The organism is Desulfoluna butyratoxydans (assembly GCF_900699765.1).
In the GTDB taxonomy this organism is placed as follows: domain Bacteria; phylum Desulfobacterota; class Desulfobacteria; order Desulfobacterales; family Desulfolunaceae; genus Desulfoluna; species Desulfoluna butyratoxydans.
Genome location: NZ_CAADHO010000008.1, coordinates 45,620 through 64,526, shown reverse-complemented (window position 1 = coordinate 64,526; position 18,907 = coordinate 45,620). Strand labels below are relative to the sequence as shown.

The 18,907-nt window shown below is 57.5% G+C and carries 17 protein-coding genes; 3 read left to right on the top strand and 14 right to left on the bottom strand.

From position 1 onward, the window contains the following. Window positions 1-354: 354 nt before the first annotated feature. Together MSL71_RS19425 and MSL71_RS19420 are read right to left on the bottom strand one after the other, a co-directional pair. Window positions 355-1,386, bottom strand: a complete 1,032-nt coding sequence (locus MSL71_RS19425) for a DUF2860 family protein (RefSeq protein ID WP_180143643.1) — start codon at window positions 1,384-1,386, stop codon at window positions 355-357. A 104-nt stretch (window positions 1,387-1,490) separates the two neighbouring features. After that, window positions 1,491-2,288: a hypothetical protein gene (locus MSL71_RS19420; RefSeq protein WP_180143641.1), complete on the bottom strand. Its 798-nt coding sequence runs from the start codon at window positions 2,286-2,288 to the stop codon at window positions 1,491-1,493. A gap of 619 nt (window positions 2,289-2,907) precedes the next feature. Between MSL71_RS19420 and dbpA the strand changes: the two genes are divergently transcribed. Beyond that, complete coding sequence (gene dbpA / locus MSL71_RS19415) at window positions 2,908-4,287, top strand: ATP-dependent RNA helicase DbpA (protein WP_180143639.1); 1,380 nt, start codon at window positions 2,908-2,910, stop codon at window positions 4,285-4,287. Between the two features lie 125 nt (window positions 4,288-4,412). Here the strand turns inward: dbpA and MSL71_RS19410 are convergent, their stop codons facing one another. From MSL71_RS19410 to MSL71_RS19385, 6 genes are all read right to left on the bottom strand, one after another. Beyond that, the gene (locus MSL71_RS19410) at window positions 4,413-6,137 is read right to left on the bottom strand and encodes a sulfatase-like hydrolase/transferase (RefSeq protein WP_180143637.1); all 1,725 of its coding nucleotides are present in this window, start codon (window positions 6,135-6,137) and stop codon (window positions 4,413-4,415) included. A gap of 245 nt (window positions 6,138-6,382) precedes the next feature. Continuing rightward, entirely contained in the window at window positions 6,383-6,811 is a 429-nt protein-coding gene (locus MSL71_RS19405) for a hypothetical protein (RefSeq protein ID WP_180143634.1), read from the bottom strand. Window positions 6,812-7,044: 233 nt separating this feature from the next. Further along, on the bottom strand, window positions 7,045-7,536 hold the full coding sequence (locus tag MSL71_RS19400; protein ID WP_180143632.1) for a hypothetical protein: 492 nt from the start codon (window positions 7,534-7,536) through the stop codon (window positions 7,045-7,047). Continuing rightward, window positions 7,533-8,021: a GNAT family N-acetyltransferase gene (locus MSL71_RS19395; protein ID WP_180143630.1), complete on the bottom strand. Its 489-nt coding sequence runs from the start codon at window positions 8,019-8,021 to the stop codon at window positions 7,533-7,535. Before MSL71_RS19395 ends, MSL71_RS19400 begins: the two co-directional genes overlap by 4 nt. Continuing rightward, window positions 8,018-8,575: a GNAT family N-acetyltransferase gene (locus tag MSL71_RS19390; protein ID WP_218951081.1), complete on the bottom strand. Its 558-nt coding sequence runs from the start codon at window positions 8,573-8,575 to the stop codon at window positions 8,018-8,020. The genes MSL71_RS19395 and MSL71_RS19390 overlap by 4 nt, the downstream gene beginning before the upstream one ends. 199 nt (window positions 8,576-8,774) lie before the next feature. After that, window positions 8,775-9,893 (bottom strand): patatin-like phospholipase family protein, encoded by a 1,119-nt coding sequence (locus MSL71_RS19385; protein WP_180143628.1) that lies wholly within the window; start codon window positions 9,891-9,893, stop codon window positions 8,775-8,777. Window positions 9,894-10,455: 562 nt separating this feature from the next. Here MSL71_RS19385 and MSL71_RS19380 point away from each other — a divergent pair. Then, a complete protein-coding gene (locus MSL71_RS19380; protein WP_218951080.1) occupies window positions 10,456-12,642 on the top strand; it encodes an alkyl/aryl-sulfatase in 2,187 nt (728 codons plus the stop codon). A gap of 166 nt (window positions 12,643-12,808) precedes the next feature. Here the strand turns inward: MSL71_RS19380 and MSL71_RS19375 are convergent, their stop codons facing one another. From MSL71_RS19375 to MSL71_RS19355, 5 genes are all read right to left on the bottom strand, one after another. Then, complete coding sequence (locus MSL71_RS19375; protein ID WP_180143626.1) at window positions 12,809-13,576, bottom strand: ABC transporter ATP-binding protein; 768 nt, start codon at window positions 13,574-13,576, stop codon at window positions 12,809-12,811. Further along, entirely contained in the window at window positions 13,573-14,412 is an 840-nt protein-coding gene (locus MSL71_RS19370; RefSeq protein ID WP_180143624.1) for an ABC transporter permease, read from the bottom strand. Before MSL71_RS19370 ends, MSL71_RS19375 begins: the two co-directional genes overlap by 4 nt. Before the next feature lie 107 nt (window positions 14,413-14,519). Continuing rightward, a complete protein-coding gene (locus MSL71_RS19365; protein WP_180143622.1) occupies window positions 14,520-15,641 on the bottom strand; it encodes a CmpA/NrtA family ABC transporter substrate-binding protein in 1,122 nt (373 codons plus the stop codon). 323 nt (window positions 15,642-15,964) lie between these two features. Then, window positions 15,965-16,384 carry a peptide chain release factor family protein gene (locus tag MSL71_RS19360; protein WP_246317834.1) on the bottom strand — a complete coding sequence of 140 codons (420 nt, stop codon included), beginning with the start codon at window positions 16,382-16,384 and terminating at the stop codon, window positions 15,965-15,967. Window positions 16,385-16,434: 50 nt separating this feature from the next. Then, entirely contained in the window at window positions 16,435-16,941 is a 507-nt protein-coding gene (locus tag MSL71_RS19355) for an NHL repeat-containing protein (RefSeq protein WP_180143620.1), read from the bottom strand. Between the two features lie 274 nt (window positions 16,942-17,215). Here MSL71_RS19355 and MSL71_RS19350 point away from each other — a divergent pair, with 274 nt between their 5' ends. Further along, window positions 17,216-18,106, top strand: coding sequence for a LysR family transcriptional regulator (locus MSL71_RS19350; protein ID WP_180143618.1), 891 nt, complete (start codon window positions 17,216-17,218; stop codon window positions 18,104-18,106). Here the strand turns inward: MSL71_RS19350 and MSL71_RS19345 are convergent. Further along, complete coding sequence (locus MSL71_RS19345; RefSeq protein ID WP_180143616.1) at window positions 18,078-18,533, bottom strand: hypothetical protein; 456 nt, start codon at window positions 18,531-18,533, stop codon at window positions 18,078-18,080. The two genes, MSL71_RS19350 and MSL71_RS19345, sit on opposite strands and share 29 nt — an antisense overlap. Window positions 18,534-18,907 lie beyond the last annotated feature (374 nt).

Below are 18,907 nucleotides of genomic sequence, written 5' to 3'. Positions count from 1 at the left end.
ATAGTTTTTTGATTAAAGCAATAGCCCGGAGATTTCATGAGTATTCATTTGTATGGCGGTTTCTGGTGAGCGGTTCCGGGCCGGGCATGGCAGGCGACGGAACGGGCAGGCTGGTGCCGTGGGGGGCATGGGGATTGGGCTTCCCGGAGGGGATGGGACACCGGCCGTCTCGTGACGGCCGGTGTGTTGGCATATTGCCCGGATATTTCATGGGAAAACGGCCACTCTAAAAATGGAAGTCGTCATTGCCGTTCGTTGGGGATAAAAATTCAGGTCTTTGAAAAAAATAGACAATGTCATTCATCGTTTTTACGGCGTGTTGTGACCCCTTTCGTGAAACCATGAACCGCGGTGCTAAAACCGGTAAAGGACGGACACCGTGCCCATGGTGATGGTTGTGTCGTAAAAGTCGATGTCGGAGTCACTGTTGTAGTGTGCGAGGGTGCCCACAAGGCTCATCTTGGGGACCCCGAGGAACTTTTTCCAGAAGGCGGAAAGGCTGGCGCCGACGACATCGTCTTCCCGGGTTTTGTCGTAAATGGGGTTCTCTTCATCAAACTCGGAGCGGCCAACATAGAGGTTGGTGATGAGGTTGAATTTTTCGGTGTTGAAAAGGTAGGAGAGCAGCAGGCCGTACCGGTCAAAGGCCATGGCGTCGCCGTCAAGGTCGTACATGGTGTAATCCAGGGTGGGGACAATAACGTGGCGTTTTTCTCTAAACGCAAAGGGGTAGGTGAGTTTGGTCACATAAACGTCCCCGTTTCGGTCCAGGAGCTTGGCTTCATCGGCGGTGATTAAACTGCCGACGAGCTGGGTCTGCCCGCTTGTTTCATCGTCCAGGCTCACGTCGCGCCAGGTGAACTCCGCCTCGAACTTGGTCCCCAGGATTTTGTCGTATCCCAGGCGAAGGCCGTCGGAGGTCCGATCGGTCTCTTCCCGTTTCTGGTTGATCACGTAGGGGTCCTCCCATACCTCTGTGGGAAAGGAGGTGAAGACATAGGCGATGCTGACAATGCTCTTGCCCTTCAGCTCCTGGCGGATACCCACCAGGGTGGACAGGTCGTACCGGACCAGGTCTTCGAGCCTGTTACCCGCAAAAATCTGGGTGCGGGACTCGGCGAAGGTATACGATGCTTCAAAGTTCAGCACCGGGGTGGCACTGGATTCCGAGTCCGGGCTGTCCGTAAGGGAGGTGATGACATCGTCCCCGGTATCGCCGATGGCGTTGCCGGAGATCATGTTGGTTTCGAATTCCATGGCACCGATACCAACGTTGACGAATCCCGAAAAGCCGGTTTCTTCCGGGATGGGCTGGATGGCGTGGACCGGCATGATGAAGGCTGCCAGGGAAAAGACCAGTGTGATCAGGAACCATGAACGTTTCATTTTTTCACCTTTTTCCTTGGTTGTTGAGAGGGCCTGCATGAATCATGAGCACCTGAGAAAGAGGGGGCGAGTGGGCCTCTTCGGTTTATGACTAAGTGGACGCCTTACCAGTGGAACAGCACGTTGGCTCCCCAGATAATTTCATCCACATCGTAACGGTACCAGTCGGTGTTTTCCCTGCCTCCGTTTTCATAGTCAACGGCTGTGAACTCCCCATACACCTCGGTGGACCAGCTCGGGTGAAAGCGCCAGGTGACGCCGGTGGAGGCAAACCAGGTCCCTTCCGATCCCCCGAATCCCACATTGAACTTGTTGCTCCAGAGCCACTTTTCTGCAAACGGAACGTCAGCCGATGCGCCCATGAGAAGGTCCAGCCAAGATTCGTCCACCTCTGTCCGCTCGGTGTCGGTGCCTTGGGAAAGGTCCACCGAAAGTTCCTGGCGGTCGTAGCGCAGGCCCCCATGGAGCCCCAGGTCTACCCATCGGCTTTCGTAGATGTTGCGCCCCACGGTCAGTTCCACGGAGAGGGTGTCAAATCCCATGTTGGACCGGATGGTGATGCCGTCGGACAGCCGTTCCGGGGCATTGTCTTCAAGTTCGAGGAGGTCCAGGGAGAAATCGACCATCCATGTGCCGTCGCTGAGGGCAAGGTCGATGCCGAAGGATGTGTCTGTCACGTCATCGAAATCACTTGGGGAGAGGTCCACATCCACATGGACAGGACCGAATCCCTGGGTCCCCAGGCCTAAGTCCCCGCTTCTCTGGGTCCGGGAAAAGCCTGTGCCGATGGAACCGCTCCACCGGGCGGAAGCCGGTGACAAAGGGCCCGAGCAAAGGATTCCTGCAAGGATAAGTACCAGAATGCATGGTCGGTAAGCTGTCATTTTGATAATGCGGTTCACGTGAGCAAGGCCACATACATGGCGCTGTTTTTTCCATGGCGGTGATGCCTTCGTACCGGAGGGTGTAAGATGACTGCCCTCGTAACGTTGCTGTAGATTGTTCCTGCGCATTACAGGGCCGCCATGGGGGCGATTAATCGCAGAATCGCGAATTGACGGTCCCCTTCATTTCGGGCGCCCCATGGGAGGTGCCTGTAGGTCCTGAAAGGGTCGCTGACGGATGTGTGACAGTCAGCTGCGCTTATTTTGGTATGGAGGGAAAAGTGGGTAAAAAAGGTCTGTATGTATTGAATTTAAGAGATTATTTCATGTTTTATGGGGAAAGTCAATTGACCTGCCTGCGGTTGTTGCTTCGTCAAGGTCGGCTCTCTGCCCTTTTTTCCGAGGCCTTTTCCACATGGGGACGCGGTTCGTAATCTTGGGTTTGATGGACAAGGGGGATTCGTACGTGTTCCGGGTGAATACCTCACCGTCGGCGCTGTAAAAAAACGGTCCCTTTTTGTGTGGGATGGCTTTTTGTTTAAATCTGTGATTTACCTGCAAGGCTTTTAATCGGTGGCTTTCCCGGGGTGATGCATTCCAGGGGGCGTTTTGGATTATTTTTAGACAGGGATATCCCATGAGCACATTTACGGCCTTGCCGTTGACCGAATCGATGATCAAGAACCTGGGGACCATGGGGTATGACGAGATGACCCCCATCCAGGCCGCAAGCCTGCCCCACGTGTTGAAGGGCAAAGACCTTCTGGCCCGTGCCAAGACGGGGAGCGGTAAGACGGCGGCCTTTGGGATCGGGCTTCTCCATAACCTCGATGTGGCACGCTTCAGGGTGCAGGCCCTGGTGATGTGCCCGACCCGGGAGCTGGCCGAGCAGGTGGCAGGCGAGCTGCGACGCATCGCCCGTTTCAAGCACAATATCAAGATCGTGAGTATCTGCGGTGGCGTTCCTTTTCGGCCCCAGCAGATTTCCCTGGAGCATCAGGCCCATATCGTGGTGGGGACCCCGGGCCGCATCGAGCAGCACCTGCTTCGGGGGACCCTTTCCCTGAAACACCTCACCACCCTTGTGCTGGACGAGGCGGACCGGATGCTTGATGTGGGCTTTGAAGAGAGCATCATGGCCATCATGGATCATGTGCCGGGAAGGCGTCAGACCCTTCTTTTTTCAGCAACCTTCCCGGAGTCCATCCTGGCGCTGAGTCGCAGGTTTCAGACCGATGCAGAGCACGTGTCCGTGGATGTGGCCCATGAAGAAAATGTCATCAGTCAGCGTTTTTATGAAACAAGCTGGGACGCCAAGCCCGAGGCCGTGGCCGGGATCCTCACCGCCTTTACTCCGGCGTCGTGCCTTGTTTTCTGCAACACCAAGCTGCATTGCAAGGCCCTGGCCTCTTCGTTGCAAAAAAAAGGGTTTTCGGCCCTGGCCATTCACGGGGACATGGATCAGAAGGAGCGCACCGAGGTGCTGGTGCGCTTTTCCAACGGAAGCTGCCCCATTCTGGTGGCAACGGACGTGGCGGCAAGGGGCCTGGACATCAAAGGACTCGATGCGGTGATCAACCACGACCTTCCCTTTGAGACCGAGGTGTATGTCCATCGCATCGGCCGCACGGGACGTGCCGGGGAGGAGGGACAGGCCTTTTCCTTGCTGACCCCCAAGGAGAGGTTTCGCCTGGAGGAGATCAACGCCATGCAGAAAACCGATTTTGAGCCCCTGGATGCCGCGGCCCTTCCTGTCATCGACGGCGAGGCTCCGGCCCCTTCCATGGTGACCCTGTCCATCAACGGCGGGCGAAAGAGCAAGCTCCGGCCCGGGGATATATTGGGGGCCCTGACCAAGGATGTGGGCATCCCCGGAAAGGCCGTGGGCAAGATCGACTGCTTTGATTTTTATTCGTATGTGGCCATCCGTCGCAGCGAGGCCCACAAGGCCGAAAAAGGCCTTGCCGGGAAAAAGATCAAGGGGCGTCAGTATATCATTTACCGGCACGGGCAGTAGGGGCACGGTGAAGAGCCCTTTTGGGCAAACCCCTCATGCAAAAGCCTCCGGCACAAGAGCCGGAGGCTTTTTTTGTTTATGGGATACCCCATGTATCGGTTTTTGTTTTTGGGCAAGGTGCCCGGTTAATTACCGGCCCCCCAGCTTCGGTCGAGGTTGTCCCACTCGGGGACCTGCATGATGGCTTCACGCGGGTCAAAGGGAAGCTTTTCGGGGTCTAAGCGGGGTTTGGACGCTTCAACAGACTCCGGCCGTGCATTTTCGATGTTCTTGAAGGGGAAGTCGCGATTCTGCCCCTTGTCCGGGTACGCGGATTTCATCATGAGGTGGCGGGCCTTCATGATGCTGAACATGGGCTTGGTCGTAAACAGCTGGAGCATATGGGGATTGACCTCCCGCGGGTCGTTGTAGAGATCGTAGAACTCGGCCCCGCTGAGGCCCGGGACGGCGTTACGCCAGTCCCGCTTGTAGCGGCCTTTGACCGTGGCGGCGAGTTCGTCCCCGGTGTAGATAAAGACGTAATCACGCCTGCTGTGGGTATCCCCTTTCAAGAAAAGGGCCGTCTGGTCCACCCCGTCGATGATGCGGTCCGTGGGGATGTACCTCGTGGCCCCTCCGAGACGGGCAAAGGTGGTGAACAGGTCGGTCTCGTGGATGATATCCCCCACAATCTGTCCCGGTTCGATGACGCCGGGCCATCGGGCATGGGCGGTGACACGTACGCCCCCTTCAAGGAAGTCTCCCTTACCGCCTCGATAGAGGGTCTCCACCATGCCGGGGGGGCCGTTGTGGATCATGGGGCCGTTGTCGGACATGAGGATGACCAGGGTGTTCTCTTCAATACCCAGGGCCTTGAGCTCTTCCATGAGTTGGCCGACGTACACGTCTAATCGCGCCAGGCCCTCCTGCAACAGGCCTGCAGAGGCCGTTATCTTTTCAGGAAATCCGGTAAAGGGCGTTATTTGCGGCCAGTACGCTGCGTAGAAGGGCTTTTTTGCCTCTACATTTTTTTTCATGAACACGCTGAGTCGTTTCTGGGATTCACCGTCAATGGCGATGTAGTCTTTCAGGTTGGGGGGCGTGCCCCACTCGTTGACCGGTCCGTCTTTCACCCCCTCAAGGGCCCAGATATATCCCTTGGGTCGCCATCCCTTGTCGATATCGTAGGGGTCGTCCGGGATAATCCCGTCATTGAGGCTGCCCGGCCGGATGCCTCCGGCTCGCTCGATGTCGGGTATGTATAAGCTTGGGACCTGGTTGTAGGGGGTCCAGAGCGCTTCGTCAAAGCCCTGTTTGTTCATGTAGCTCGATTCAACATCCCCTAAGTGGGACTTGCCGTAGAAGGCCGTGGCGTACCCGGCCTGGCCCAGCACCTCTGCCATGGTCACCTCATCAGCCGCCAGCCCGCCGTATTCGTAAGGGAACCCCACATTGTACATGCCGTTTCGCACGGCGTGCCGACCGGTCATTACCGCGGCTCGGCTCGGGGTGCAGGAGGGCTCGGTGTACATCCTCGCAAAGTAGATTCCTTCGGCCGAGAATTTGTTCATGTTCGGTGTTTCCCAACCGCGGGTCTTCTGAATCTGGGGGACCCCGATTTCCCCTGCGGCGGTGTCGTCCCACATGATGTGGATGATGTTGGGCGGGGTGCCGTGTTTCTCCTTTAACTCGGCCAGTTTCTTGTCCAGCTCTTCGTCTTCGGTGGCCCATTTTTCACCGTGTTGCGCTTCCAGGACGTAGTATTCGGCGTCGTGGATGATCGCTTTGGATTTGGCCTTGGCCGGGCCGCAACAGAACAACACGGAAAGGCTCAAGGCAACAACCACGTTCAACAACTTGTGCCTGCTCATGGTCCATCCTCCTGTGCTTCGGATGATCGTTTATGTCTGTGGCGATGGTCTTATTCTGAAAGCATCACGCGGAGAGCGCATGCTGAAGAAAGTGGGGTGCCGGAGGGTGCAGGGAGGGGCGTCAGGAAGAAAATCCTCCGGGGCAAAGCGGGCGCCTTGAACGCAGGACAGCGAATCTGTTCGCGGCACATCATTCCAGGGCGTGAACGGACAACGGGTGCAGCTTGGCAATGAGGGGGCGAGCTCTATTGAGCAGGCAGTCTCACGAAGGCGACGTCATAGGTGGCGTTCTGGATGGCATGGTAATACTCCCCTTCCAGGGCGTCTTTCTCCTTGTTGTATTTCAGAAAATAACGTGATCCCGGGTAGTGCCTGTCCTGAAATTCAATAAACAGATGGACCCTGTTTTGCCGGACAGTCCAATTCGCCTTGTGGACATGGATGCTTCGGGGATTGAAATAGGACGAATGCATCGCCCCGTCGGGGCCGATGTCGGTGATGGAGAGCCGATAGGGTGCGTCCTGCCTGACCCATTGCCCGTTGAGTCGCTGGGCCATGGACAGCTCCCTTGTCTCCGCAGACGATACCTTTACGGGGGTATGGACCAGGAACAGGGCAAGGACTGAGAGGAGCGCCATCAACCCGATGGGTGACACGGTTTTTGTTCGTTTCATCGCTGTTCGTCTCTTTTCTGGAAGGGTGGCTTGTGAAGGGCATGGGATCCTTGGGGATCCCCACGATGGCCGGGATGATGCGGTTCAATGCCTTGGATATTCTTGAGAGCTGCAGGGGTAAATGAGGTGCTCTGTGTGAAGGTGGGTGAAAATTTTATAAATATTTACAAGAGTTTTTGGCGGATGTCAATGCGCTGAAGGAGGACTGGTGGGTGTTGGGGGGGGCGGCATTGTCACGGCCCGTCCGCGCCGCCTTTGCTCCCGGCCTGGGCGTGTTGCAGTTTCTGATACCAGGCCTTTCGATGCCGGTCACAGGCCTTCTGCGCCCAGGTATCCCAGTCTGTTTCCGTCTCCAGCTCTTTGTCAAAGGAGAACGCGACACGGCCGAACCGGGCTTTTTCCTGAAGGCTGGTCAGGTCCAACCGTTCAATGGCTGCCACCAGGTCATCATATTCTGTCTCGTTAAGAAAGAAGGGGGGCCATGTGGCACCGGGACCCATGCCGCCTTCTGCCCCGCCCGATTCAAAGAGCCTGTTGATGAGGGGGTAGGGAGGAAAAATGCCGCAGGCGCCGACGTAGGGGATGTCGTAGACAAAAACCGCCAGCTCCGCGGATCGAATTTCGGGTTCGGCGAAGGGGGCGTGGCGGATGTAGGTGACGGTCCGCATGGGGGAGGGGCCCATGGAGCCCCTCCGGGTTGTGGACGTGTGATCGGGTTGCGTCATGCCTCTGTCCTGGGCTGCTGGGAGCCGGTCCGGTGTGCCGGGCGCTTCATAATGACCGTGGGCAGACCCGCCGGGTCGTTTCCGCCGTCTTCCAGGTCGTCAAACCCGAAGCGTGCGTAGAGCGCACGTGCGGCCTGCCCTTCGGGTACCGATCCGTGAAAGGTCTGGACGACAACGTCTTTATCAGGATTGAGGCGGTCTAGGGCCTTTGCTAAGAGGGCCGCGCCAAGGCCTCTTCCCCGGTGGGCTGTGGAAACGGCGAGCCATGCGATTTCGTTGGTGTCCGGCGAGATGACAACGCCCCCGGCAAAGGGGGAATCCGGCGCCTGTCGAAGGCAAAACGCGTTTTCGTCTTTTATGGCCTGCTTCAATGCGGCTTGGAACGAGGCGTCGTCGGCCATGGGCCCGAACAGCGGCTCAACCTCCCGGGCCAGGGCAAGCCAAGCCCCAAGATCCGATGCGATGGATGTGCGTACGTCGGTCATGCCTGTATCTCGCAGGCCATCTCATAATAGTGATTGGCGTTGAATTCGAATTCGTTGATGATATCGAGGCCGAGCTTCCGGGTATGCGCCGCATGGGACCTCGGGTTGTTTTTGTTCACAAAGGTGACCAGCACAGGGTACCGTTTTGCCATGGTTTCTTTCATGAGGTGAAAGACGCTTTCCAGGACGCCCTGCCCCCTGAGGCATTTGTCGACGCAGATGGGACCGTACTGAAAGGAGTTGTCTACACTCAGTACCCGGCCGTGGTAGGTCAGCTCGGGGAGCCCTTTGATCATGTGGGCGAACATGGGCCATACCGACCAGAATTCCCAGGAGGCCGCCATGGCGTAAGCCACCACCTCGTTGTCCTCCTTTGCAATGAACAGCCCCTGTTCCCGGGTGATCAACGCGTCCAGCTGGGCCTCGGTAAAGGGGGTGGTGACAAAGCCGTCCTTTTTGTCTGCCTCGTCGATGGAGTCAACCTGGTACCTGTAATGAAGGCGGAGCGTGCTTTCGATATCCGATGGGTCAGCAATCTTTACTTCCACTGTCATTCCTTCCGTTGTTGCGTGTGTCCTGTCTGGCAATCCGGACGCAGATGGCCCGGCGTATCACTGTATGGCTGTGCGGGCGACACCCTTCGGAAACAAAGGAGGGATTCGCCTGATTTAACCCGTATATTTCTTCAATACCTTAGAACCCGTCATGGAATAAACCTGTTTTTTTATGAAAAAGCAGAAGGAGGTCAGGGGCCTACCCGACGTGATCGGTGCCGATGTCGAAGAATTCGTGCTTTAAGTCCACGGTGGACCGTTTTCCGATGGACTCGTAGTTCTCCGAGAGCCAGGTTTCTGCGGTGGCGCGGCCCCGGTTGAACAGGTCCGTGAGGAATCCCCAGTCACTGTTGAATTTGCTGGAGACTTTCAGGTCGCACAGGATCCTGTCCGCCCGGATGGAGTGCATCAGCATGTGCTTCAGGCGGCCCTTGTACTCATCCTTGAGCCAGCCCTCTTCAATGAGCTTGGTGATAAAGGCGATGGCCCGCAGCTCCTTTAACAGGGAGGCGTTGAAGGTGATCTCGTTCAAGCGGTCCGTGATGTCGCTGGCGTCTGTAGGGAGCTCTTCCCGGTCCATGGGGTTGATGTGGATGATTACCACGTCCCGGGTGTCGGTGTGGTAAAACAGGGGGAAAATTGCCGGGTTGCCCATGTAGCCGCCGTCCCAGTAGTGGTCTCCGTTGATCTTTACGGCCTGGAACAGCTGGGGCAGGCACGCCGAGGCCATGACCACATCCAGGGTGATCTCGTCGGTGGTGAAGATCCGGACTTTTCCGCTCCTGACCCTGGTGGTGCTGATGAACAGCCTGGTCTCCTGGCACCGGTTCAGTACCTGGAAGTCCACGGCTTTGTCGAGGATGTCCCGCAGGGGGTTGATGTTCATGGGGTTGAACTGGTAGGGGGAGAAGGCCCGGGTCATGAGCTCGAACATGTTGAATGAAAACGAGGTGTCCATGTTCCAGGTGCCGCTCCATGCTTCCCAGGGGGCCTGTTGCATGGGGCTCATGATGCGGGCGGTGTCGCTGATGGTTTTCCAGAAGTCGTACAGCGCCTGCCTGGCGCCGTCGGCCCCGCCGACCATGTTGCCGTAGGCATACACCACAGCGTTCATGGCCCCTGCGCTTGTTCCGCATAACCCGTCGATTCTCAATCGTCCGTCCTCAATGAGCCGATCCATGACGCCCCATGTGAACGCACCGTGGGCGCCACCCCCCTGAAGGGCCAGGTTGATGGTTTTTTCATGGCTGCCATTTTTTTCCGGGATCGGGCATCCGCAGTCGTCACTGGCGAGGGGCTTGCTTTCCGGCCTGTTCATGGAGGCTCCTTCTTTTTTGGGAGGGGTGGATACAGGGGACGGGTATTCCCCTGCGGTCATGACGTGTCCAGCGGCGATATGGCGAATTTGTATTGATGAATGGGCGCTATGTGGTGTATTCTTGTTTTAATTTAACATGTTAATCGGAGTGTGCTCAACGCCTGCGAAAAAAAACATGTCACTGTCCCCATGGCTTGCCCGACGCCTTCTCTTCCGCATCTTGATTCCACTCGACATCCAGACCCGTTGAGCTGTACGACGTGTTCCCACGGTCCACCCTTGCCCCCTTCTCAGCAGGGTCGCTGGCTGCACGTGCAGGGGCATGGCCACGGGCCGTGCCCCCGATACCCACCATGATAACAACGTACCCAGATATCCCCAGGTATTCCATCGGCTGACGGCGGCGGTCTGTTTTTGCCTTTCTGCCATGATGGAAGACCAGGGACGTTCGTGATCACACAATTGAGCCGGGATCGCGGCTTTGGCCGTGATTCTCCGCGGGGTGTCTTTTCCTGAGTTGGTGATGCCCTTCCGGCCGGCCACATCAACCAAGGAGATCCGTATGAAAAGGAATCGTTTTGTCTTTTTCCGGCATGCTGTGCTGGCGTGCTTGATGATCGCAGGGGTGTCCCTGGCAGTGGGTTGCTCTTCAGGTAAGTCCGATGCGCCCGATATGGATGCGGCAACAGAGAAATCCTCTGAAACCGCCATGACGGAAGAGGCCGCCGCTGCCGGAGCAACGGCAGGCGAGGCCATGGGAGAGGGCGGGCATTTTGACCCCAAGGGCAAACAGCCCTCCTCGTTTACGGTGGAGCACCAGAAAAAACAGCGTGAGATGCTTCCCTTTGACGACACCCGGGATATGGAAGAGTCCAAAAAAGGGTTCATCGCGGCCCCGGATTACATGCAGATCAAGGCCGAGGCCGGGCATGTGGCCTGGGACATGGGCAGTTACCAGTGGCTTTTGGATGGTGAGGACTTTGACAGCATCCATCCGTCCCTCCAGCGCCAGGCCATCATCAACATGAACTACGGGCTCTATGAAATCATCAAGGACAAGATTTATCAGGTGCGGGGCTTTGACCTGGCCAACATCAGCTTTGTGAAAGGCGACACCGGCTGGATCGTGTTTGACCCCCTGACGGCAAAGGAGACCGCCGCAGCCGCGTTGAAGCTGGTGGACGAGCAGCTGGGTAAGTACCCGGTGGTGGCTGTGGTCTACTCCCATTCCCATGCCGACCACTTCGGCGGGGTGCGGGGCGTGGTGGACGAGGCGGATGTCAAGAGCGGCAAGGTCAAGGTCATCGCCCCCATCGGGTTCATGGACCATGCGGTCTCGGAGAATGTGTACGCGGGCAACGCCATGAACCGGCGTCTCTTTTTCCAGTACGGCGTGCTGCTGCCCCGAAGCCCCTTCGGCCATGTGGATCAGTCCATCGGTAAGAACACGGCGGCGGGCACCCTGGGGCTGATTCCCCCTAACTTGATTATCAAGGACGATATCGAAGAGCTTACCGTGGACGGGGTGAAGATGGTGTTCCAGAACACCCCCGGCACCGAGGCACCTGCCGAGATGAACACCTATTTCCCCGAGCTGAAGGCTTTCTGGGCCGCAGAGAACATCACCGGTACCATCCACAACATCTACACCCTGCGAGGGGCCCTGGTACGGGACGCCCTGGAGTGGTCCAAGCAGATCAACAAGGCGCTTTACATGTTCGGACAGGAGGCTGAAGTGATGTTCTCCGCCCACTCCTGGCCGCGCTGGGGCAACGAGCGCATTCAGGAGGTGATGCGGACCCAGCGGGACACCTATGCCAACCTGAACAACGGCGTCCTCCACCTGGCCAACCAGGGGGTCACCATCAACCAGATCCACAACGTTTACAGGGTCCCTGAGAGCCTGGAAATGCAGTGGGCCGCGCGCAGCTATCACGGTTCGGTGGAGCACAACAGCCGGGCCGTGGTCAACCGGTACCTGGGCTACTGGGACGCCAACCCCACCACCCTGATTCCCCTTTCACCCGAAGACTCTGCGCCCCTGTACGTGGAGATGATGGGAGGATCCGGGCCCATCATGGCCAAGGGCAAGGCGCTGTATGACGAGGGCAAGTACAGGCACGCCCAGGAGATCCTCAACAAGCTGGTCTACGCCGAGCCCCAGAACCAGGAGGCCAAAGACCTGCTGGCGGACGTTTTTGAGCAGATCGGGTACCAGAAAGAGAGCCCCAGTGTGCGAAACAGCTTTCTGGCAGCGGCCTATGAGCTGAGAAACGGCATCCCCGAAGGGGCGACGCCATCCACATCCGGCCCCGATGTGGTGGAGGCCATGTCCACTGAGCTCTGGCTCGATTTTCTCGCCATCCGGCTGGACAGCTCCAAGGCTGTGGGCAAAGCCTTTACGATCAACTTGATCACTCCGGACAACGACGAGAAATTTGCCGTGGAGCTGAGCAATGCCACCCTGACCAATATTAAGGGGTATGAGGCCAAGGACGCCGACCTGACCATTACGATCAACCGGGAAGACCTGGTACAGGTCATGATGGGCGCCGTCTCTTTCGAAGATCAGATCACAAACGGCAAGGCCAAGCTGGTGGGGGACAAGAAACCCTTTGATGAGCTCAAGGCCATGCTGGTGCAGTTTGACCTGGGCTTTGAGTTGATGCCCGGAACCGGCGCAAAGGACCTGACCAAAGAGAGACAACCCTTTGAGCAGCCTGAGCCCGCAAGCACCTCAGGAGGATAAACACATCCCCTTAAAACGCTGAGAAACGAACAAAAAAGCCGCACCCTTTGAGAGAAAGGGGCGGCTTTTTTTTGTGATGATTCAGGCGATACCGGTGACGGTTCTCAACCAACTTTCAATGTGGCACACCTTGCCGCTGGGGGTATTTTGCTTAATTCTTGACCTCTTATCGCTCGGGCTCCAGCTCTTTGAGGATATGGTCCGTCAGCTCTCCGAATCGGGGCATGGAGCGGCGCCGTGGGCGCTCTAAGTCCACGTCCAGTGTGTTTCGAATCCTTCCCGGGCTTCCGGTCATGATCACGATGCGGTCGGCCAGGAAGACCGCTTCGTCCACGCTGTGGGTCACCAGGACAATGGTTTTGCGGGTCATCTCCCAGACATTGAGCAGCTCCTGCTGCAGGAGGATGCGGGTGTGGGCGTCCAGGGCGCCGAAGGGCTCGTCCATGAACAACAGGTCCGGGTTGGTGGCCAGGGCGCGGGCAATGGCCACCCGTTGTTTCATGCCCCCGGACAGCTCATGGGGGTAGGCGCCGGCAAAGGGTGTCATGCCCACCATGCCAAGGAACTCCATGGCCCTGCCGTGGCGTGTCTCTTTGTCCGCACCGGCAAACCTCAACCCCGACGCCACGTTGTCACGGGCCGTGAGCCAGGGAAACAGGGAGTACTCCTGGAACACGAGGCCGATGTGTTCGCACGGTTTGATGACAGGGGCGCCGCGGTAGTGCACCGTGCCTTCGGTGGCCTTTTCAAGGCCGGAGGCGATGCGCAGGATGGTGGACTTGCCGCATCCCGAAGGGCCCACAATGCAGGTAAACGAATGCTCCTCCATGGCCAGGTTGATGTCGGTGACCGCTGTGACGGTTTCTCCGCGCCTCGTGGTGAAGGTTTTGGACAGGTTCTCTATGGTGACGATGTTCTGTGGTGCGTGGGTCATGGGTTGGACTGCCTTTGCCAGCTGAATTTTTGCGTTTCAATGCGGTGAAAGAGCCTGTCCATCAGGGCCCCCACAACGCCGATGGAGACCATGCCCGCGATGACGATATCGGTTGCGGCCAGGGTAAAGGCGTGGGTGATCATGTAGCCGATGCCGGACAGAGAGCCCGGGAGCATCTCTGCGGACACAAGGCACATCCACGCGATGCCGAGGCCAATGCGCATCCCGGTGATGATGGACGGCATGGCAGCCGGAAGGAGCACCCGGGTAAACACCTGGGCCTCGCTTGCCCCCAGCACCCGGGCCGAGTCGATGAGGGTGGGGTTGACGTGCCTTACCCCGTGGATGGTGGAGGTGAGGATGGGGAAAAATGCGCCGATGGCGATGATGAAAAGCATGGCAAAGGTGATGTTGTTCAGGGTCACAAAGAGCTGGCCCGTCTCCACTCCCGTGAGGGTGGCCAGGCTGGAGACGCCGAACCATGCCATGACCAGGGGGACCCAGGCCAGGGGAGGGATGGGGCGGAAGAGGTTTAAAAATCCGTTGAAAAATCGAAAGGCAAGGGCGTAGTACCCCATGACAATCCCTAAGGGCACGGCGATGAGGGCCGCCGCCGAGTACCCGATGAGCACGCGTGTGAGGCTCACCAGGACGTTGTCTATCAGAGAACCCATGCTGATGAGATCATGGGTGGGGTGGGCCAGAAGCCCCGCCACCTGGTCCATGCCGGGCAGGATGACCTGATTGGCGATGCGCTGGGAGAGAAAGGCCCAGGCAAGGGCAAAGAGGGCCGGGGCCAGAAAGGGCAGAGAAAGGGATATGACGTTTTTTTTCATGTTGATTCCAGACATCTCACCAAGGGCCGTGGTGTTGTTTTTTGAGTTGAATCGTTACAGGCCTTGTCCCGAAAAGCGGGGAACAAGGCCTGTGGCAATCCGAATCCTTACTTTTTGACAAAGGAAAAATCATAAAGAAGGGGCGTTGCGGTTTTTAAATCCTCCCCTTTGAGCACGCCGCGGAACTTGTTCATGCGGTTGAGCATGGCAAGGAAGACCTCTTCACCTTTGAGCCAGTTTTCCGTGGGATCCGTGGTGTAGATGATGGACGATTTTTCAACGGCCTTGGCGGGTACGCCGATCCATTTCGCCGAAATCCTGGCGGTTTCTTCCTTCTCGGCATTGCACCAGGTGGCGGAGGCTGCCATGAGGTCTGTCATGGCCTGGACCACGGCGGGGTGCGATTTGATGAGGCTGTCGCTCGCGCCCAGGGCGCAGCAGGGAAAATCCGTCCACTGGCCCTTGGGGGGCAGGTCCCTTGAGTTGAGGGCAACATGACCGACCTCGCGGAACGCTGCAACGGCCGGGTGGGGGGCAGGGCCGACCCAGCAGTCCACCTGACCGCTCACAAGGGCGGGGATGAGGTTGGCCGTGGACTTCAGGTCCACCATGAGGATATCGGCGTCGATGTCGTTGGGGTTGCCCGTGGTGGTGAAACCCGCCTTGCTCAAGGCACCCTCAAAGACAATGCGGGGCGCGCTGGTGGGGGAGTGGTAGCCGATTTTAAAGGGGCGCCTGGAGGCTTTGATGGCAGCGGCCACCTCGTCGTACCCGCTGATGGTGCTTCCCTTGGGAAAGACCATGCTCAGGCCGTCCACATGCAGGGGGCAGAGCATCTTGACCTTGGTTCCCTTGTCGATGCCGCTCATGAAGGCCGTGCTTGAGGCAAGCCCTAAGTCCAGTCGGTTCATGGCAAAGAGGGTGGATGTCTCGGACCCGTTTTTGGAGACGATGAAGTTGATGACGGCAAGGGGGGTGCCGTCTGCGGCCATGAGTTTGTATTTTTGCTTGGGCACCATGGGGGCAAGGTATGCCCCGCACTCTTTGAGGGCCTCTCCTTTGTCGGCGGCAACCATGAGGGGGGTGTGGTGCGTGGTGAAGATGTATCCCATGTAAAGGCTCGGGATCTTTTTGGGCGCTGCGTGGGCAGCGGATACCAGGCACAGGGCCACGATCAGGGTGGCCATGGCTTTTCTGGCAAGGGTTCGTGCAAGGGAACGGGTGTTCATCGGTATGCCTCCGGTCATGGTGCTTTGGTCCTTGTCTCACATGGATAAAGCGGGGTGTTTGTTTTTTCGGGCTCTACTGCCCCTTTGGGAGCATGCGAGACAGCTGAACCCGTTTTCGGACTGGGGACCGGTCGGGTTGCTGCACGTGGTTTTAAAGGGGGATTGCCCGTGGAATGGGAAGGAAAATAGGAAACTCGCGAAGGGAAGTCAAAATGCTTATATTGATGTTCTGTTGAAAGCCGATAGAAAATTTCAATGATGAAGCGGTGAAGGGGGCTGTTTTAACGAGAGTCGCCGGGAGGGGGAACCTCAGGGTTACGGTATCAGGGGGTGGTCTTGGAGCGGCTGCGACGTTTTCGTCTCTGTTTCTGGCGCCTGATTTTTTCAGCTGCCGCATCGACCCGGGAGGTGCCGTGGAGGGTCTCGTCGATTTTATCCACAAGGAGCCTGAGCCCCAGGAACCGGTTGAGGGTTTGGGAGCGTTTGGCTCCGTATTTGACGATGATCCCCGTGGGACGATGCTTCAGGTGAACGCAGGAGGCCACCTTGTTGAGGCGTTGCCCGCCCCGGCCCGATGAGCGGATGAAGGTCTCTTCGATGTCCCCGGGTTTGATTCCCAGGGCGTCCATCCTTGCCTTCAATTCCTTGAGTTTTTTATCTCCCGGCCCCATGGCGTCATTGCGTCCTGTGCGTTTCTGGCGTTGTGGTGTGGGGGTGCCTTTTCCGTACCGTTTACGGGGCACCCCTTCTTCAGTCCTTAACACAGGCAGGGGCCGGGCCTCAAGGCACCTCGCTACAGAGCGTCTTCCACAACGGCGCCGACTCCCTTGATTCTGGCGATGGATCCATTGCCGGGACAGGCCACGGTGAGGTTGCCGTCCCGGTCTACGGCAATGCCCGTGGGTCTGCTCAGCCCTTCGGCCACCAGGGTTTTTGTTCCGTTGGGGCAGATGCACTGGATGGTGCCGTGGGAGCCTTCGGCCACATAGAGCCTGCCCCTGGCGTCCACGGCAAGGCCTGTGGGGGTCCGAAGACCCATGGCAAAAAGGACCTGCGAGCCATCGGGGTACATCAGGATCACCTGGCCGTTTTCCGGGTCGGCGATGTAGAGGTTTCCGCGGCGATCCATGGTGACGGCAGACGGGGGGGCCTGGGTTGCCTTGGTAAAGGAGATCTTCGCAGCCGGTGCCCGTGGAGTCGGTGACGTGTCATCGGCACGGCAGGCTGGTGAGATGGACGTAAGGGCAACGGCAAGTCCCAGGAGAAAACAGCAACGTGTGGCAGTGTGTGAATAACTCATCTTTGTCTTCCTCGTTTCATGGTCTTGCCCGGATACTTCACGAGCCGAGTGTTTCCATAGTCAAGGCGTAAGGGCTGCAGATGTCGCGTTTTATCTCATCGCCATGATTCGATGGTTTTCTCATGAAAATCCAGGTTGGGTTGCTTCCTTACATACAATGTGGTGTATTGATACGTCTAATATATGTTTGTGTGGTGATTCATATGAACTTCAAATCGATCTTCCCTTGAGGCAACCTCTCTCGGCTTCAAAGGGAGCGAAGGAGCAATCGTGTATGGAGCTGAGGCAACTGAAATACTTTCTGGCCGTGGCCGAGGAGCTGCATTTTGGCAACGCGGCCCGTCGCATGAATATCTCGCAACCGCCCTTGTCCCAGCAGGTCAAGCAGCTGGAAGAAGAGCTTGGGGCAAAGTTGTTTGAGAGGACGAGTCGGTCGGTGGCCCTGACCCCGGAAGGTGTTTTTTTTAAGGAAGAGGCGAAAGCCATCCTGGAAAGGCTGGAGCGGGCGGGCGATACCGTGCGGGCCATGGCCCGTGGTGAGGAGGGGGCGCTCTCCATCGGCTTTGTGGTGATCATCAACCAGAGTCTGTTGCCGGAGGTGATCCTGGACTTTCAGCAACGGTTTCCCAAGGTTCGGCTGGAACTCAAGGAGATGACCACCAATTACCAATTGAAATCCGTAAGGAACGGCACCTTGGATATCGGGTTTATCCGGTACCACAATCAGGACTTAAGCGGGCTCTGCAAGAAGACGTACATCAAGGAAAATTATGTATTGGCCCTCTCGGACCGGCATCCCCTGGCCGGTCGATCCGAGGTCAGTCTCGGGGAACTCACCGACGAGCCCCTGGTTATGTTCAAACGTGATAACCTGCCCGCGCTCTATGACGAAATTGTCCGGGCGTTTACCCGGGCGGGCATGAGACCCCGCATGGTGCAGGAGACCAACCGGCGCCTTACGGCCATAGCCCTTGTGGCCGCGGGTATGGGGGTGAGCCCGGTGCCGGAGTCCACCCGGCGCCTGGGGCGTGAAGGGGTGACCTACCTGCCCATCGTGGAACCCTTACCGGAGATTGAGGTGGCGGCGGTCTGGGCAGACAAGGGGGGCACCAGTGTTCTGGACTCCTTTGTGGCGGTTATGGAGTCGCATCGCCACCGGGACTGAGGGTGGCCCAGCCACCGACGGTGCCCGCCGCAAAGAGGCCTCCCACGGTTAGGGCGGCCGCGGACATGACCACGAACCTCGGCGCGATGGGGATGGACGTCACCACAACCCCTGCAATGACGAGAACCTCGGGAATGAGAACAAGGCCCCTTAGGATATAGATTCCGCTGATGATGATCAGCATCTGACGCAACCAGGGCAGGCGTCTGACGGTTCCGGCCCCGGACAGAGCGTAGAACCCGAACAGGATCAGGAATCCGCTCACGAAAAAGCTCGTTCCAGCAAGGGTTACTCGATTGGCCACCAGGGATTCCGGGGCTCCGAAGTAAAGACTGAGGGAGGGGGAGAAGGCTATTCCTGCTTGAAAAATCGCCAGTGCAAACTGGAGGATACCCGATGCAAGCAAGATCTTCTGTGTCGTTGTCATGGATGCGGCTCCCTGTGATGTTTTTTGCTTGGCTCTCCTTGATGAAGGTAGGAGAGTCATTTTTTTATGTGTTCATAAAACTAACATGTTAACTCAGTATGGGGCAATGGTGTGTCCTGAATAGTTAACTTTCTTATTGCTTGACCTTCAGGTGTCAGGGATTTGCCGGATTTGTTGTTTTTGAGGGGTGTTCCTTCATGGGTGATAGCTGCTGCCGATGCCCGACGGGTCCTGTGAGTATTCCAGAAATATAACGTGAATGACGCATTTGATTTCTGTCTGCGATTAATGATTGATTCGTTAAATAATCTATGTTAGTGCTTACGAGAAATAGTTAAGTTCGCTTCAACGTCCTGTGATGCTTTTTATGCCCA